Consider the following 15,735-nt stretch of genomic DNA (forward strand, 5'->3'; position numbering starts at 1 on the left):
GGTCAGTCCCCGGCCGGCTCGTCGCCGGTGACGACGGCGAGGGCCTGGCCGATGTCCACCTGCTCGCCGACGGCCACCAGCACGGATTCGACGACACCATCCTGCGGTGACTTCACCGCGTGTTCCATCTTCATCGCCTCGAGGACGACGATCGGCTGGCCGGCGACGACGGCGGCACCCACGTCGACCAGCACCCGGACGACAGACCCCGGCATCGGCGCGGTCAGCGAACCGGCCGCCGCAAGCGAACCGGGTGGGGGCAGCAGATCGACCACGGTGAACTCGGTGCCGCCGAACGGCCCGTCGACATCGATCGTCACGACCTCAGCCCTCCGGCCGTCGACCGTCTCGTCGGTGAAGACCACCCGGAACTCCTCGCGCAGTCCGTCGATCTCGAGGGTGACCCGGTGGACGTCCGGCCCCGCCTCCGCGACAGCGAAGACGAGCTGTTCACCGAGCGCAGCGCCGTCGACCGTGAGCTCGGTGTGCCGGGCGTCGATCCGGTACCGGACGTCGATCGCGCGGCCGTCCTCGCCGGCCAGGGCGACCAGCGCGGGCGCCGAGACGACGTTCCGCCAGCCGGCTGAGACGGCCGGCTGCACCGTCGCGCCGGCCCGCTGCCGGGCTCTGAGGGCGAGAGCCGCCGCCGCGACAGCCCGACGGAGCTCCTCGCCCGACGGGGAGGCGCTCAGATCGTCGACGGTGTGTCGTTCCAGGTATGCCGTGTCGATCCTGGCAGCCAGGAACTCGGGTTCGGTGAGGATGCCCGCCAGCAGGTCCCGGTTGGTGCGAACGCCGTGCAGTCGGGCCTCGCGGAGCGCGCCGGCGAGCACGAGGGCCGCCTCGGTGCGGGTCGGGGCGTGGGCGATGACCTTGGCGAGCATCGGGTCGTAGTGGATGCTCACGGTGTCGCCCGAGGCGAAACCGGTGTCGGTGCGCACCGACGACGGGAGCTCGAACTCGCGGAGGCGACCCGACGTGGGCAGGAACCCGGCCGCCGGGTCTTCAGCGTAGAGGCGCACCTCCACGGCATGGCCGGTGATCGTCGCGTCCAGAGCCTCAGGGGGCAGAGGCTCGCCCTCGGCGACCAGCAGTTGCAGCCGCACCAGGTCGAGCCCGGTGATCAGCTCGGTGACCGGATGCTCGACCTGCAGCCGCGTGTTCACCTCCAGGAAGTGGAAGGCTCCCGACGGGTCCAGGATGAACTCGACGGTTCCGGCCCCCACGTAGCCGAGGGCGGTGCCGGCGGCGACGGCCGCAGCGCCGAGCTCCTCCCGGAGGGCCGGCGACACGACAGGAGACGGCGCCTCTTCGATGACCTTCTGGTACCGGCGCTGGATCGAGCACTCCCGCTCGAACAGGTGCACGACCGTGCCGTGGGTGTCTCCGAAGATCTGCACCTCGACGTGCCGCGGTGCGGTGATGTACTTCTCCACGAAAACGGCGTCGTCACCGAAGGCAGAGCCGGCCTCGCGGCGGGCCGAGGCCACCGATTCGGCCAGCCCTGAAGGCTCCGTGACGATGCGCATGCCTCGCCCGCCCCCGCCGGCCGACGCCTTGACCAGCAGCGGGTAGCCGATGTCGGCGACCCCGGCGATCAGTTCCGCCTCGGTCGACTCGCCCGTGACCGTGGCGCCCCTCAGCACGGGGACTCCCGACGCGGCCATCATCTCCTTGGCGCGGATCTTCGATCCCATCGCCCGGATCGCGTCAGGGGTGGGGCCCACGAACACCAGTCCCGCGTCCCCCACGGCCTGGGCGAAGTCGGCGTTCTCCGACAGGAAGCCGTACCCCGGATGCACGGCGTCCGCCCCGGTGCGGAGGGCGGCCTCGATGATGAGGTCGCCCCGCAGGTAGGTCTGGGCGGGGGCGACACCGGGCAGTCGCACCGCGCGGTCGGCCTGTGCGACGAAGAGCGCCTCTGCGTCGGCGTCCGAGAACACGGCGACCGTCCGGATGCCCATCTCCCGGGCGGTGCGGATGATGCGGCAGGCGATCTCGCCGCGGTTGGCGATGAGCAGGGTCCTGATTCGGGTCATGGGGGGTTCACATCCGGAAGACGCCGAAGCCGGAACGGCCGGCGACGCGGGCTGAATGGGCGGCGGAGAGGGCGATGCCGAGTGCGTCGCGGGTGTCCCGGGGGTCGATGATCCCATCGTCGTAGATCTTCCCCGACATGAAGAACGCCTCCGACTCCGACTCGATCTGCCGTTCGACCTTCTGTCGCTGGCGTTCGTCGGCTTCGGCGTCGAACTCTCGGCCGGCGTTCGCGGCCGAGGCCTTCCCGACGATGGACATCACGCCGGCGAGCTGGGCCGCGCCCATAACGGCCTGCCGCATGTTCGGCCAGCTGAACAGGAACCGCGGATCGTAGGCCCGTCCCGACATCCCGTAGTTGCCGGCTCCGAAGGAGGCTGCCATGTTCACGGTGAGGTGCGGCACCGTGCTGTTGGTGACGGCGTTGATCATCTTCGCGCCGTCCTTGATGATGCCCGCCTGCTCGTAGCTGGTGCCGACCATGTAGCCGGTGGTGTTCTGCAGGAAGATGAGGGGCGTGTTCGACTGGTTCGCCAGCAGGATGAACTCGGTGGCCTTCTTGGCCTCCTCCCCGAACAGCACCCCCCGGTGGTTGGCGAGCACGCCGACCGGGTACCCGTGGAGCGTTGCCCAGCCCGTGACGAGAGAGGTGCCGTAGAGCTCCTTGTATTCGTCGAAGTCGGAGTCGTCGACCAGCCGGGCGAGCACATCCCGAGGGTCGAACGGCACCCGTTGGTCGGCCGACACGATGCCGAGCAGCTCGTCGGCCGGGTACCGGGGTGGCCGGGGCACCCTGCTCGGCGCCGGGCCCGCTTTGACCCAGTTCAGGCGGGAGACGATCTGCCGGCCGATCCGGATCGCGTCGCGCTCGTCGACGGCGAAGAAGTCGCTGAGACCCGAGACGCGGGAGTGCATGGATGCTCCGCCGAGCGCTTCCGCATCGGCATTCTCGCCCGTCGCCATCTTCACCAGGGGAGGGCCGCCGAGGAACACCTGGGCCTGCTGGTCGACGAGCACGGCGTAGTCGCTCATGCCGGGCACATACGCGCCGCCGGCCGTCGAACTGCCGAAGACCAGCGCGATCGAGGGCACCCCGTCGGCCGACAGGGCCGTCAGTTCGTGGAAGATGCGCCCCGCGGGAATGAAGAGGTCGGCCTGGGTGGGCAGGTCGGCACCCCCCGATTCGACGAGATAGAGCACGGGCAGCCGGTTCACCCGCGCGATCTCGAGGGCACGCAGGTTCTTCCGGAGCGTGTAGGGGTTCATCGACCCCCCACGCACCGTCGGATCGTGCGCGATCACGACGCACTCGACGCCCGAGACGACGCCGATACCCGTGACGATCGCGGCGCCGAGGGTGAATTCGGTGCCGTAGGCCGCGAGGGCCGACAGTTCGAGGAATGCCGAACCGGGGTCGACGAGCAGCTCGATCCGTTCGCGCACTGGCAGGCGGCCGCGCGAACGGTGCCGGGCGACGTACTTCTCGCCGCCTCCGGCGACCGCGAGGGCATTCTGCTCGTCGAGGCGGCCGATCAGCTCGAGGAGGGCGGCCCTGTTCGCCGCGAACTCGTCGCTGCCGACATCCACTCGACTCGACAACACTGTCATTCGCCGCTCCTCACCCTCGATGGGTTGAGTCTAGCGAAAAGTGAATCCCAAATCACTCAAATGTGTGACGGGATGCTTGTTCCCGCTCTCTCGACAAGGGAGTCGGGCGGGGCGAATCGCTCGCCGTATCGCGCGCTGAGCTCGCGCGCACGGTCGACGAACCCCGCGATGCCGCCGGGATAGGACTCCACGTACTGCACGACGCCGCCCGTCCACGCAGGGAAACCGATTCCGAGCAGTGAACCGACATTCGCATCGGCCGCCGAACGCAGAACGCCCTCATCGAAACACTTCACCGTTTCGATCGCTTCGGCGAACAGCATCCGCTCCTTCAGGTCGTCGAAGGGAACGTTCGCCCGGCCGGCCGGATACGCCTTCCGGAGACCCGGCCAGAGGCGGGTGCGCCTGCCGTTCTCGTCGTACTCGTAGAACCCGCGCCCGCTCGAACGCCCGGGCCTGTCGAATTCGTCGATCATCCGGTCGATGACAGCGTCGGCGCCGTGCGGCGTTCGGGCATCGCCGGTTCTGGATGTCGCGGCCGTCGCCTCATCGCGCACCCGACGCGGCAACGTCAGGGTGAGCTCGTCGAGGAGTTGGAGCGGACCTGCCGGGTAGCCGGCCTGGAGGCCAGCCTGCTCGATCGACGCAGGATCGACGCCCTCGCCGAGGGCCGCCACGGCTTCGTTGAGGAACGTCATGATGACGCGGCTGGTGAAGAACCCGCGGCTGTCGTTCACGACGATCGGACTCTTCCCGATCTGGCGGGCGAAGTCGAAGGCGCGGGCGAGGGTTCGCTCCGACGTCTCGCGGCCCGTGATGATCTCGACCAGTGGCATCCGGTCGACGGGGGAGAAGAAGTGGATGCCGATGAAGTCGGCCGAGCGCTCGACTCCTTCGGCGAGTGTCGTGATCGGCAGCGTCGAGGTGTTCGAACCGAGGACGGAATCGGGCCGCACGACGTTCTGGATCTCCTGGAACACCGCTTGTTTCAGCTCCACGGACTCGAAGACCGCCTCGATCACGAAGTCGACGCCGCTGAAGTCTGCGGGATCCGCGGTCGGTCTGATGCGTGCCAGGAGTGCCGCACCCTGCTCGGCGGTGGAGCGGCCCCGGTCGACGTCCTTCTCGACCAGCCTGGCGGAATACTGCCTCCCGCGTTCGGCAGCCTCGATGCTCACATCCTTCAGAACCACGTCGAGGCCGGCCTTCGCGCTCACGTAGGCGATTCCCGCGCCCATCATCCCGGCGCCCAGCACACCGATCCTCGAGGGCGGTTCGACTTCGAAGCCGACCGGCCGGCTGGCCCCCGCGTTGACGGCGCGCAGGTCGAAGAAGGTCGTGATGAGGTTCTTGGCGACACGGCTGGTGGCGAGGCTCACGAAATAGCGGGTCTCGATCACCTCGGCGGTCTCGAAGTCGACATCCGCCCCCTCGATCGCGGCGGCGAGGATGGCGCGGGGGGCGGGCAGGGCCACGCCCTTCAGCGTCTTGCGGAGGGTCGCGGGGTAGGCCGGGATCGTCGCCGCGATGCGCGGGTCGGAGGGGGCGCCGCCCGGGATGGTGTGGCCCGGGCGATCCCAGGGCTGGCGGGCATCCGGGTTGGACAGGATCCAGGCCCGCGCGGCCGGCACAAGCCCGTCGACCGTCGACACGACCTCGTCGACGAGGCCTGCGGCAAGCGCCTCCTGCGGGCGGAAGCGTCTGTTCGTCGTCAGAACCTCGCCGATCGCGACCGCGATCCCGAGCATCCGCACCGAGCGCACGATGCCCCCACCACCGGGAAGCAGCCCGAGGCCGACCTCGGGGAACCCGACGACGGCCCCGCGCACATCGGCGAGCACCCGGTGGTGGGTGGCGAGGGCGATCTCGAGACCGCCGCCGAGCGCAGCACCGTTCAGGGCCGCGACGACTGGCCGGCCATACGTCTCGAGGGTGCGCAGCTGGGCCTTGAGCCGCGCGACATGGGCGGAGATCTGCGCCGCGTCGTCGTCGGTGTGGCTGAGGATCTCGTTCAGGTCACCGCCAGCCACGAATGTCGTCTTGGCCGACGTGAGGATCACACCGGTGACCGAGTCGAATTCGGCCGTGAGCTGTTCGAGCGCGGTGTCGAGCGAGGCGACGTAGTCGGCGTTCATCGTGTTGGCGCTGTGGTTCGGGTCGTCGAGGGTGAGGATGACGATGCCGTCGTCGCTCTTCTCCCAGCGGATCGTGGGGGTGTGAGTCGTGGTGCTGCTGTCGCTCATGGTTCGTTCCCTCGCCCTCAGACCCGCTCGATGATGGTCGCGATACCCATGCCGCCGCCGATGCAGAGGGAGATGAGCGCTCGCCGCTGGTCGCGCCGCTCGAGCTCGTCGAGCACGGTGCCGACCAGCATCGCGCCGGTCGCTCCCAGAGGATGGCCCATCGCGATCGCCCCGCCATTCACGTTGACCTTCTCCCAGGGGAGGCCCAGATCCTTCACCCACTTCAGAACGACCGCCGCAAAGGCTTCGTTCAGCTCGAAGAGGTCGATGTCGTCGATCGTCAGGCCAGCCTTCGCCAACACCTTCCGCGTGGCCGGTGTCGGGCCAGTGAGCATGATGGTCGGGTCGGATCCGGTGACCGCAGAGGCCACGATGCGCGCCCGCGGCGTGAGCCCGAAATCGGCGGCCGCCCGATCGTTGCCGACCAGCACCAGGGCGGCGCCATCGACGATCCCCGACGAATTGCCGCCGTGGTGAACGTGCTCGATCCGCTCCAGTGAGTGGTACTTCTGCAGGGCGACGGCGTCGTAGCCGGCCTGGCTGCCGAGCTTCTCGAACGCGGGCTTCAGCGGAGCGAGGCTCTCGACCGTGGTGCCGGGGCGGCGGTGTTCATCGTGGTCGAGCACGATCATCCCGTTCAGGTCGGTGACCGGCACGACCGACCGTTCGAAGTAGCCGGATGCCCAGGCGTGCTCGGCCCGCTCCTGGGAGCGCGCGGCGAAGGCGTCGACATCCTCGCGGCTGAAGCCCTCGATCGTTGCGATGAGGTCTGCGCCGATGCCCTGCGGAACGTGGAACAGGTCGTGGTTCGTGGTCGGATCGCTGAACAGGGCGCCGCCGTCGGACCCGATCGGCACCCGCGACATCGACTCGACACCGCCGGCGAGCACCAGGCTGTCCCAGCCTGAGAGCACCTTCTGGCCGGCCGTGTTCACCGCCTCGAGCCCGGAGCCGCAGAACCGGTTGATCTGCAGGCCCGCCACCGTCTCGGGCAGCCCGGCGACCAGTGCGGCTGTGCGCGCGATGTCCCCGCCCTGCTCGCCGACCGGCGACACCACGCCGAGCACCAGGTCGTCGATGCGGGCGGGATCGAGATCGGGGTTGCGCCTCATCGTCTCGTCGAGGAGCCCGACGACGAGGTCGACCGGCTTCACGCTGTGCAGCGAGCCCTTCCGGTTGCGGCCCCTCGGGGTGCGGATGGCCTCGAAAATGAACGCTTCCGACATCGCTGTCACCCTCCTCGGTGCCGCGCGCATCGCCTGCCCCGGCACTCGCCACCCTAGGCGAGCCGCCAATAACAGTCAACTGTGACTGTTCACTCCAGCCGCCGGAGACCCTCTCATCGATCGCGTGGATAGGCGTTATCCGGAATTTCGCCTTCCTGCACGCCTCTCGTTCAGTGAACCTTGGCGGAAGGATCGCGATCGATCCGGAGCCCACTCAAAGAAGAGAAACAGGAATCCGCCATGACGAAAGTCACCGCTGCCTCGGCGCTGCCAACCGACGAAGAGGCCGATGCCCGGCCGATGACCAATGGCAGGCTCGCCGGCAGGCCACAGGGCGTGATCCTCCTTGCGGGCAGCTGCATGCCCGTGCTCGCCGCGACGCTCATCACTCCCGTTCTCCCCTCGATGAGCGAGTACTTCGCAGAGACCCCCGGTGCGGCGACGCTCGTTCCTCTGCTGATCGGGATCCCGGCGCTCGTTGTCGCGATCCTGGCTCCGTTCGCCGGGAGCATTGTCGACCGGTTCAATCGCCGCACGATCCTCCTCGTTGGACTGGTGCTCTATGCGCTCGTCGGCACGATGCCGCTCTACCTCGACTCCCTCTACGCGATTGCGGCGAGCCGCCTCGCTGTCGGTGTGGCCGAGGCGGCGATCATCACGTGCTGCACCACGCTCCTCGGCGACTACTTCGCCGGCCAGCGGCGAAACCGCTATTTCGGGTTGCAGGCCGTCGTCACGGCGCTCGCAGCGACAGTCTTCTTCGCCCTCGGCGGTGCACTGGGTGCCACCGGATGGCGCACACCGTTCTGGGTGTACGCGGGTTCCCTGATCATCTTCGCGTTCATGATCCCCCTGATCTCCCAGCCGATCGGTGCGGGCCGTTCCGCGAGCCGACGGGTGAGTCTGCCCCCGATCCCGTGGGCCCGTCTCGCCGGGCCCTGCATCGTAGCCATCTTCGGTGGCATCGTCTTCTACGCGGTCATCGTGCAGCTCTCCTACGTGCTGACCGGCATCGGAGTCTCGGCAACGGCGATCATCGGGCTCGCGAGCGCGGTGGCGTCGCTCGCCACGGCGGCGGGCGCCATCTCGTTCAGGAGGCTGGCCCGCCTGCAGGCGAAGCGGCTTCTCCCGCTCGGTTTCACCCTCGCCGCGATCGGCCTGCTCCTGATCTGGGTGGCCGGAAGCTCGTTCGCGCTGGTGCTCGTGGGAGCCGTCGTCGCGAGTGCCGGAACGGGCATCCTGCTGCCGACGATGCTCACCTGGGCGGTGGCGGGCCTCGGCTTCGAGGAACGCGGCCGTGGCACGGGGCTCTGGCAGTCGGCGTTCTTCCTCGGGCAGTTCCTCTCGCCGCTCGCCGTGCTCGCCCTGACTGGCATCACCGGTGCGCTCCAGCCGGCGCTCGGGCTTCTCGGCATTGCGAGTCTCGTCATCGCCGTCGTCATCTTCGGGCTGCTGCGGAACCGGTCGACGAGCGACTTCCTGAAGTAGCCGGGACATTCGCCGCGGCAGGCGCCCGGAACAGGCGGAGGGGTGGGCCCCGTCGGGCTCGAACCGACGACCCACGGATTAAAAGTCCGATGCTCTACCAACTGAGCTAGAGGCCCTTGCAGAACAATCTACCGGTTCCCCCGCCTGAGCACTAAATCACGAAACGCCGGGGGCGGAGCATCCAGAGCCGTGCCGTAGCGTTGGTGCGGTGACTGACAAACCGCACAAGCCGACCCTGTTCGCCGGTTCGACCTTCGAAGCGTTCCAGGGCGGCGAGGATCCCGCGCACATCAGCCGGCTCGCGCACGACACGGCGGCCGCGCTGCTCAGCCGGGTGCGTGCCGATCCCGACCCCGGGGTCATTGACCGGCTCATCGCGTACACCGACGTGAACGGCATCGATGCCATCGCAGAGCTCTGGTCCCGGGCATCCGCCCGCAGCCTGCCGGGGGCGCTCTGGCGCATCTACCTCCTGCGTGCGCTGACGCGGCAGGATCCGGCGCAGTCGAGTTTCGTGTTCCAGCGCGGTGCCGAGCTGTCGTCGACCATCGACCCTGTCGTCGCGGGTGCGTCGACGCCGACCGGGCCCGAGGAGATCACGGCGCTCGCCGACCAGATCCTCCGCGGGCTGTTCGAGGGTGACTTCGCGGTGGCACTCGACCGGGCCGCGGCGTTCTGCCGGTTGATGTCGAGTGGATGCGCGAGCCTCGCCGACGACGCCGAAGCCCTCGATCCGGCCAGGGCCAGCGAGCTGACCACGCGCGCGCTGCGGTTCCAGTCGATCGCCGCCGAGCTCACCGCCTGCGCGACGCTCTGGCGCCGCGACAGCCTCGACTAGAAGCTGGTAAACTTCTCTGGTCGGGTCGCAGTAACCCCGGGCTCCAAATTTAGCCGCTCCGAGCGGCCTCGCGCCGAGAGGCGTTTCTGCGGCCCGGCACCTCAGCAGTAGCTCAGCCGTGTCGGGCCTGGTCCCCGTCTGACGCATTCCGCACGACTGCCCACTCCGATGAAGGTGCGGGCAATCCATCTGCCTCGCTGTTCCGAACTACCGGTGTCAAGAGAAACCCCGCGTTCGACCGATTGAGGCACAGACCTGAGATGCTTAAACTTGTGACCCAACACATCGAACGTGGCGACACCGACCTGGAGGAGAGTCTCGACTCTCTTCTTCACAAGGTGGCTGTCGCCGACCAACGGGCCTTTTCCGAGCTGTACGACAGGGTTGCTCCTCGAGTTCTGGGTCTGATCAGGCGTCTTCTCATCGACTACGCACAGTCCGAAGAAGTGGCGCAGGAGGTCTTCCTGGAGATCTGGAAGACCGCCGACCGCTTCGACACGGGCAGGGGTGCTGCCATGTCGTGGATCCTCACGATGGCTCACCGCCGTGCGGTCGACCGTGTGCGTGCCTCCCAGGCAGGCCACGATCGCGACACCAAGATCGGCATCAGGGACCTGGAACGTGAATACGACCAGACCGCTGAGACCGTCGAGATCCGCATCGAGCACGAGAGGGTGAAGAAGGCCATGGGCCAACTGACCGAGCTTCAACGCCAGGCCATCTCTCTCGCGTACTACGGCGGCTACAGCCACTCCGAGGTGGCAGAACTCCTTCATGTGCCGATCGGCACGGTGAAGACACGACTACGCGATGGAATGATTCGCCTGAGAGACGAGATGGGGGTTACGAAATGACGAAAGAAGAGCAGTACCTCCAGTCGGGCGCCTATGCCCTCGACGCGCTGACCCCAGCCGAGCAGGTCGACTTCGAACGTGCGTTGGTCGATTCGCCCGAGCTGGCGACCGAGGTCGAGGAGTTGCGCGCCACGGCCCTGCTGCTGGCGCTCGCCGCGACACCGGTGGAGCCGTCGGTCGACCTGAAGAGCCGGCTGATGGCGCAGATCGCCGAGACGCCGCAGGGTTCCGACACTCCGGTCTCGCCGCAGTCGACGGTTCAGGATGCTCCGCAGCACCCTCTCGCCGCGTCTTCCGTTGACGTTCCTGTCACCGAGGCGGCTCCCGAGGTCGTCGGCGATTCGGTGTTCGTGCCCCGCACGGCCGCCGAGGACAAGGCCCGCTCCCGGTGGTTCTCCCGCCCGGTCGGTGCCCTGGTTGCTGCGGCGGCTGCCGTCGCGATCTTCGTGGGCGGCGGCGCTGTCGCCACCCAGTTCCTGCAGAACAACTCCTCATCGAGTTCGCAGCAGGCCTCGGCTAGCGCGCTGGCCGAGATCTACGCCGCCTCCGACGTGCAGACCGCACACAGTGCCATCACCGGCGGCGGAGAGGCGACGGTGCTCTGGTCGCCGTCCGTCGGCAAGTCCGCCGTCGTGGCGCAGGGCCTGCCCTCGCTTCCCGCGGGCAAGACCTACGAGGCCTGGTACATCAACGGCACCAGCGTCACCCCAGCGGGAACCTTCACGCCGGGCGGCGACGCCACGACGTGGCACGTTCTCACCGGCAGCCTGACGACAGGCGATGTCGTCGGTGTGACGATCGAGCCGGCCGGTGGGTCGCAGACGCCCACGTCGACGCCGATCCTGACGGTCGCCTCCTAACTCGCAGACAGCACGAAAAAGCCCCGCCGGCCATCCACCCGGCGGGGCTTCGCTGTGCCTATTCAATAACGAAGGAGGCCACGCCGGTCATCCGACCGGCGCAGCCTCCTTCGTTGTTCAAGGCTCCGACTTACCCGAAGCGACCGCTGACGTAGTCCTCGGTCTCCTTCTTGGTCGGGCTGCCGAAGATCGCGGTGGTGTCGTTGTACTCGATCAGTTTGCCGGGCTTGCCGGTGCCGGCGATGTTGAAGAAGGCCGTCTTGTCGGAGACGCGGCTGGCCTGCTGCATGTTGTGGGTCACGATGACGATCGTGTAGTCCTCTTTGAGCTCGGTGATGAGGTCCTCGATCGCGAGAGTGGAGATCGGGTCGAGGGCCGAGCAGGGCTCGTCCATCAGGAGCACGTCGGGCGAGACAGTGATGGCGCGGGCGATGCAGAGCCGCTGCTGCTGGCCGCCCGAGAGGCCGCCGCCGGGCAGGTTCAGGCGATCCTTGACCTCGTTCCAGAGGTTCGCTCCGCGGAGGCCCTTCTCGACGAGGTCGTCGCCGTCGCCCTTCGAGAGGCGGCGGTTGTTCAGCTTGAGGCCGGCCAGCACGTTGTCGCGGATCGACATCGTCGGGAACGGGTTTGCCCGCTGGAACACCATGCCCACCTGGCGTCGCACCATGACGGGGTCGACGCCGGCCGCGTAGAGGTTGTTGCCGTCGATCAGCACCTCACCCTCGACGTGAGCGCCGGGGATCACTTCGTGCATCCGGTTGAGCGTGCGGAGGAACGTCGACTTGCCGCAGCCCGAGGGGCCGATGAAGGCCGTGACGGTGCGGGGTTCGATGGTGATCGTGACGCCCTCCACAGCGAGGAAGTCGCTGTAGTACACGTTGAGGTCGTTGACTTCGATTCGCTTTGACACTGATTTCCTTTGCGAGGAGCGGTTCGGGAGAGAAAGTGGGGGGAGTGGTCGACGCGCGCTCAGCGCGCACCCTTGGGAGCGAAGATCTTCGCGACGATGCGCGCGATGAGGTTCAGGATGACCACGAGGATCACCAGAAGGAGGGCGGCGCCCCACGCCGACGCGTTCGAGGCCGCGATGTCGGCACCCGGGAAGGCGTAGCCCGTGTAGGCGAGCACCGGCAGGGTCTGCATCGGTCCGTCGAACGGGTTCGAGTTGAAGTTGTCGGTGAAGCTCGCCGCGAGGAAGATCGGCGCGGTCTCACCGATGACGCGGGCGACAGCCAGCATGATTCCGGTGATGAGGCCGGCGATGGCGGTGGGCAGCACGATCTTGACAATGGTGGCGAACTTCGACACGCCGAGGGCATACGACGCCTCGCGGAGGTCGGCCGGCACGAGCCGCAGCATCTCTTCGCAGGCGCGGACGACGGTCGGGATCATCAGCACCGAGAGGGCGATGGAGGCGGAGAACCCGCTGAACGCCTTGGGGCCGACGAGGATCGAGAAGAGCGAGAAGGCGAAGAGACCGGCGACGATCGACGGGATGCCCGTCATGACGTCGACCAGGAAGGTGACCGTGCGGGCGAGCCACTGCTTCGGCAGCGCGTACTCGACGAGGTAGATCGAGGTGAACAGACCGATCGGGATCGAGATCAGCGCCGCGATGCCGGTGATGATCAGCGTTCCGACGATGGCCTGCAGCGCGCCAGCCGTCTGGGTCACCTCGAGGGTGTCGGCGTTGAAGCTGGAACCGCCGGTCTGGGTGATGAAGCTCCAGCTGAGCTGGCCGGCACCCTGGATGATCACGGTCGACAGCGTCGAGACGAGCGGGATGAGCGCCAGCAGGAAGGCGACGGTGACGAGTCCCCGGACGAGGCGGTCAGTGGCCTTCCGGCGGTTCTCTACGACCAGCGACAGGATGCCGAGGGCGATCAGGTAGAGCACGGCGGTCAGAACGAGCCATCCGACGAGGTTGAATCCGATGAGCAGCAGGAGCAGTGCGCTGACGACGGCGGCACCCGCGAGAACGTACAGTTCGGCGAAGCGGGGCAGCTGTCCTGTGGTCAGCGAGTTGCCGACCGGTCCGGTGGGCTTCGTGCGCTGGCTGAGGGCGGTCAATATCTCGCTCCTTCGATGTCTTCTTCGGGGGTGGGACCGTTGTCGTCGTTGCCCGCGCGACTGGATCCGGAGACCACATCGAGTGCGGTCGCCGACGCGAAATCACCGGCCGGCACACGGCTGAGCGGGCCAGGCGCGGCCGGCCCTTTCGCCTTCGACTTCTTCTTGCGGCCGAGCGGCTTGCCGTTCACGATGATGCGGGCGACCGAGTTCACCACCAGGGAGATGACGAAGAGCATCAGGCCGGTGCCGATCAGCGCATCGCGCTGCAGTGTGGTGGCGATGGGGAAGTTCAGGGCGATGTTCGCGGCGATCGTCTGCGAGTTCTGGCCCTCGGTGATGAGCTTGACCGAGACCAGGATGGCGGGCGAGATGATCAGCGCGATCGCCATCGTCTCGCCGAGCGCCCGGCCGAGGCCGAGGAGGGTGGCGCTCACGATTCCGGATTTCGCATACGGGAAGACGGCCATCCGGATCATCTCCCAGCGCGTGGCGCCGAGAGCGAGGGCGGCCTCTTCGTGCAGGCGCGGAGTCTGGAGGAAGATCTCGCGGGAGATCGACGTGATGATCGGCAGGATCATGACGGCCAGCACCAGGGCGCCGGCGAGGATGGTCGAGCCGGTCGTCGTGACGGGGCCGCCGAAGATGGGGATCCAGCCGAGGTTCGCGCCCAGCCAGTCGGAGAGCGGGATCAGGAAGGGCCGGATGACGATGATGCCCCAGAGGCCGAAGACGATCGACGGCACAGCGGCCAGCAGGTCGACCAGGTAGCCGAGGATCGACGCGAGGCGGCGGGGTGCGTAGTGCGAGATGAAGAGGGCGATGCCGATGCCGACCGGAGCTCCGAAGAGCAGGGCGATGGCCGCCGACCAGAGCGTTCCCCAGATCAGCGGGCCGACATAGGCCCAGAAGTTCGGGAAGGCCGCGGTGGGGCCGGTGTTGAGCTGGTCGTTCGTTCCCCAGTCGGCCGTGATGGCCGGGATGGCGGAGATGATCAGGAAGAGGGCGACGCCCGCCAGGATGATCATGATGAGCACGGCCGAGCCGGTGCTCAGAAAGCGGAAGATGAAGTCGCCCGGGCGGACCCGGGTGCCGCCCCGGGAGGCAGCCGCGTTCTGCGGGCTGCCTCCCGGGGTCTTGCCAGCGGTCGCACCGGAAGTGCCGGTCGAGCTCGGGGGAGCAGATTGAACTGAGATCTTGTCGCTCACAGCGTTCTTTCTCGAGAGTTCGTGACGGTCCGGTGGACGGAGGGTTTACTTACTTGACGGTTGCGAGCGAGGCGAGAACCTCGGTCAGCGTCGCGGTGGGGATCGGAGCGGAGCCGGCGTTCTTCGCGGCGACCTGCTGGCCGACGCTGGAGGCGACGAAGCCGATGAACGACTTGGTCAGCTCGGCCTGCTTGGCGTCCTTGAACGTGGTGCAGACGATCTGGTACGAGACCAGCGGGATCGGGTAGACGTCAGCAGCGGTCAGCTTCGAGTAGTCGATCTTCTGCGACAGGTCGCCGGTTCCGGTGGGAACCGTCGTGGCTGCTGCAGCGAAGGCTGCGGTCGCAGCATCCTGGCTGAACTCGACCTTGTTGATCGTTGCCGCGGTGGCGTCACCGATCGCGCTGTGGTCGGCGTAACCGATGGTTCCGCTGCCCGCGCCGACGGCCTGGACGACGCCCGAGCCACCCTTCTGCGAGGAGACGTTGCCGGTGATGGGCCACGCGTTGCTGGCCGGGTAGGTCCAGGTGGTCGGTGCCGCTTCGCTCAGGAAGTTGGTGAAGGTCTGCGTGGTGCCGGAGCCGTCCGAACGGGCGACGGTCGTGATCGCCGTTGCGGGCAGGGTCACGCCGGGGTTGTCGGCGGCGATAGCCGGGTCGTTCCAGGTGGTGATCGCGAGCGAGAAGATCTTCGCGATGGTCTCGGTCGACAGGTTCAGGCTGGTGACGCCGTCGAGCTTGTAGATGATCGCCACGCCGTCGAGGTAGACGGGGAGGTTGATCGCTCCGCCGGTGCCGCACTGGGCCTGCGAGGAGGTCTGCTGGTCAGCCTTCAGGGGCGAGTCGCTGCCGGCGAAGTCGTAGCTCCCGGCGAGCCAGTTGGTGACTCCACCGCCCGAGCCCTGCGACTTGTCGTAGTTGACGGTGACACCCTTGACCTGGGCGTTGTATGCCGTGATCCAGGCGGTCTCGGCGTTGGCCTGGGCGCTGGAGCCACCTGCTGTGATGGTTCCGGTCAGGCTGGCGTCGAGAGGCGCCGAGGTGGCGGCAGCCGTGGCTGCGCCTGTCGCTGCGGAGGTGCTCGCGGTGCCGGTGCTGCTCGACGAGCAGGCGGAGAGCGCGAGGGCGGCTGCCATGAAGACAGCTCCTGTCGCGGCCACATTCTTGAACTTCACTGTGTTCCCTTCAATTGGGGTAGTCCTCCAGCGCCGCGTAAGTGATTCGGGTGCAGGCGCTGATGGGGCCGGTGCAGGCCCTTGTCGAAGGTACGGGCACGTCGTAACCGGGATGCCCCCGCAGGGTGA

12 protein-coding genes and 1 tRNA gene are annotated in these 15,735 nt (G+C 67.8%); 4 read left to right on the plus strand and 9 right to left on the minus strand.

Features of this window, described 5'->3' with window-relative positions; genetic code table 11:
* Positions 1-2 precede the first annotated feature (2 nt).
* From FB464_RS01705 to FB464_RS01720, 4 genes are read right to left on the minus strand one after another with little or no spacing between them, the layout of a single operon-like run.
* Entirely contained in the window at positions 3-2,039 is a 2,037-nt protein-coding gene (locus tag FB464_RS01705) for an ATP-binding protein (protein ID WP_116415395.1), read from the minus strand.
* A 7-nt stretch (positions 2,040-2,046) separates the two neighbouring features.
* Positions 2,047-3,645 carry an acyl-CoA carboxylase subunit beta gene (locus FB464_RS01710; protein WP_116415394.1) on the minus strand — a complete coding sequence of 533 codons (1,599 nt, stop codon included), beginning with the start codon at positions 3,643-3,645 and terminating at the stop codon, positions 2,047-2,049.
* Positions 3,646-3,701: 56 nt separating this feature from the next.
* A complete protein-coding gene (locus tag FB464_RS01715) occupies positions 3,702-5,888 on the minus strand; it encodes a 3-hydroxyacyl-CoA dehydrogenase NAD-binding domain-containing protein (RefSeq protein ID WP_116415393.1) in 2,187 nt (728 codons plus the stop codon).
* A gap of 17 nt (positions 5,889-5,905) precedes the next feature.
* Positions 5,906-7,114 (minus strand): acetyl-CoA C-acetyltransferase, encoded by a 1,209-nt coding sequence (locus tag FB464_RS01720; protein ID WP_116415392.1) that lies wholly within the window; start codon positions 7,112-7,114, stop codon positions 5,906-5,908.
* Positions 7,115-7,354: 240 nt separating this feature from the next.
* Between FB464_RS01720 and FB464_RS01725 the strand changes: the two genes are divergently transcribed.
* Entirely contained in the window at positions 7,355-8,602 is a 1,248-nt protein-coding gene (locus FB464_RS01725) for an MFS transporter (protein WP_211327382.1), read from the plus strand.
* A 43-nt stretch (positions 8,603-8,645) separates the two neighbouring features.
* Here FB464_RS01725 and FB464_RS01730 read toward each other — a convergent pair.
* Positions 8,646-8,718: transfer RNA gene (locus tag FB464_RS01730), tRNA-Lys, on the minus strand.
* Between the two features lie 92 nt (positions 8,719-8,810).
* Between FB464_RS01730 and FB464_RS01735 the strand changes: the two genes are divergently transcribed.
* The 3 genes from FB464_RS01735 to FB464_RS01745 all read left to right on the plus strand — a co-directional run bounded on the left by FB464_RS01735 (position 8,811) and on the right by FB464_RS01745 (position 11,154).
* Positions 8,811-9,440 (plus strand): DNA-directed RNA polymerase subunit beta, encoded by a 630-nt coding sequence (locus tag FB464_RS01735; protein WP_116415391.1) that lies wholly within the window; start codon positions 8,811-8,813, stop codon positions 9,438-9,440.
* Positions 9,441-9,700: 260 nt separating this feature from the next.
* Positions 9,701-10,294, plus strand: coding sequence for a sigma-70 family RNA polymerase sigma factor (locus tag FB464_RS01740; RefSeq protein ID WP_116415390.1), 594 nt, complete (start codon positions 9,701-9,703; stop codon positions 10,292-10,294).
* A complete protein-coding gene (locus FB464_RS01745) occupies positions 10,291-11,154 on the plus strand; it encodes an anti-sigma factor (RefSeq protein ID WP_116415389.1) in 864 nt (287 codons plus the stop codon). The genes FB464_RS01740 and FB464_RS01745 overlap by 4 nt, the downstream gene beginning before the upstream one ends.
* A 130-nt stretch (positions 11,155-11,284) precedes the next feature.
* Here the strand turns inward: FB464_RS01745 and pstB are convergent, their stop codons facing one another.
* The 4 genes from pstB to FB464_RS01765 all read right to left on the minus strand — a co-directional run bounded on the left by pstB (position 11,285) and on the right by FB464_RS01765 (position 15,606).
* A complete protein-coding gene (gene pstB / locus FB464_RS01750; RefSeq protein WP_116415388.1) occupies positions 11,285-12,064 on the minus strand; it encodes a phosphate ABC transporter ATP-binding protein PstB in 780 nt (259 codons plus the stop codon).
* A gap of 59 nt (positions 12,065-12,123) precedes the next feature.
* Positions 12,124-13,227, minus strand: coding sequence for a phosphate ABC transporter permease PstA (pstA, locus tag FB464_RS01755; protein ID WP_425472439.1), 1,104 nt, complete (start codon positions 13,225-13,227; stop codon positions 12,124-12,126).
* A complete protein-coding gene (pstC, locus tag FB464_RS01760) occupies positions 13,221-14,291 on the minus strand; it encodes a phosphate ABC transporter permease subunit PstC (RefSeq protein ID WP_246093151.1) in 1,071 nt (356 codons plus the stop codon). The genes pstA and pstC overlap by 7 nt, the downstream gene beginning before the upstream one ends.
* 190 nt (positions 14,292-14,481) lie before the next feature.
* Positions 14,482-15,606 (minus strand): phosphate ABC transporter substrate-binding protein PstS, encoded by a 1,125-nt coding sequence (locus tag FB464_RS01765; RefSeq protein WP_116415386.1) that lies wholly within the window; start codon positions 15,604-15,606, stop codon positions 14,482-14,484.
* Positions 15,607-15,735: the final 129 nt, after the last annotated feature.

The organism is Subtercola boreus, from assembly GCF_006716115.1.
Classification (GTDB): Bacteria; Actinomycetota; Actinomycetes; order Actinomycetales; family Microbacteriaceae; genus Subtercola; species Subtercola boreus.

What these genes read in the sequence shown, in the direction of transcription:
- FB464_RS01725 (WP_211327382.1), top strand. Translation starts at nt 7,355, where the DNA reads ATGACGAAAGTCACCGCTGCCTCGGCGCTGCCAACCGACGAAGAGGCC.
- FB464_RS01720 (WP_116415392.1), bottom strand. Translation starts at nt 7,114, where the DNA reads ATGTCGGAAGCGTTCATTTTCGAGGCCATCCGCACCCCGAGGGGCCGC.
- FB464_RS01710 (WP_116415394.1), bottom strand. Translation starts at nt 3,645, where the DNA reads ATGACAGTGTTGTCGAGTCGAGTGGATGTCGGCAGCGACGAGTTCGCG.
- FB464_RS01745 (WP_116415389.1), top strand. Translation starts at nt 10,291, where the DNA reads ATGACGAAAGAAGAGCAGTACCTCCAGTCGGGCGCCTATGCCCTCGAC.
- FB464_RS01740 (WP_116415390.1), top strand. Translation starts at nt 9,701, where the DNA reads ATGCTTAAACTTGTGACCCAACACATCGAACGTGGCGACACCGACCTG.
- FB464_RS01715 (WP_116415393.1), bottom strand. Translation starts at nt 5,888, where the DNA reads ATGAGCGACAGCAGCACCACGACTCACACCCCCACGATCCGCTGGGAG.
- FB464_RS01705 (WP_116415395.1), bottom strand. Translation starts at nt 2,039, where the DNA reads ATGACCCGAATCAGGACCCTGCTCATCGCCAACCGCGGCGAGATCGCC.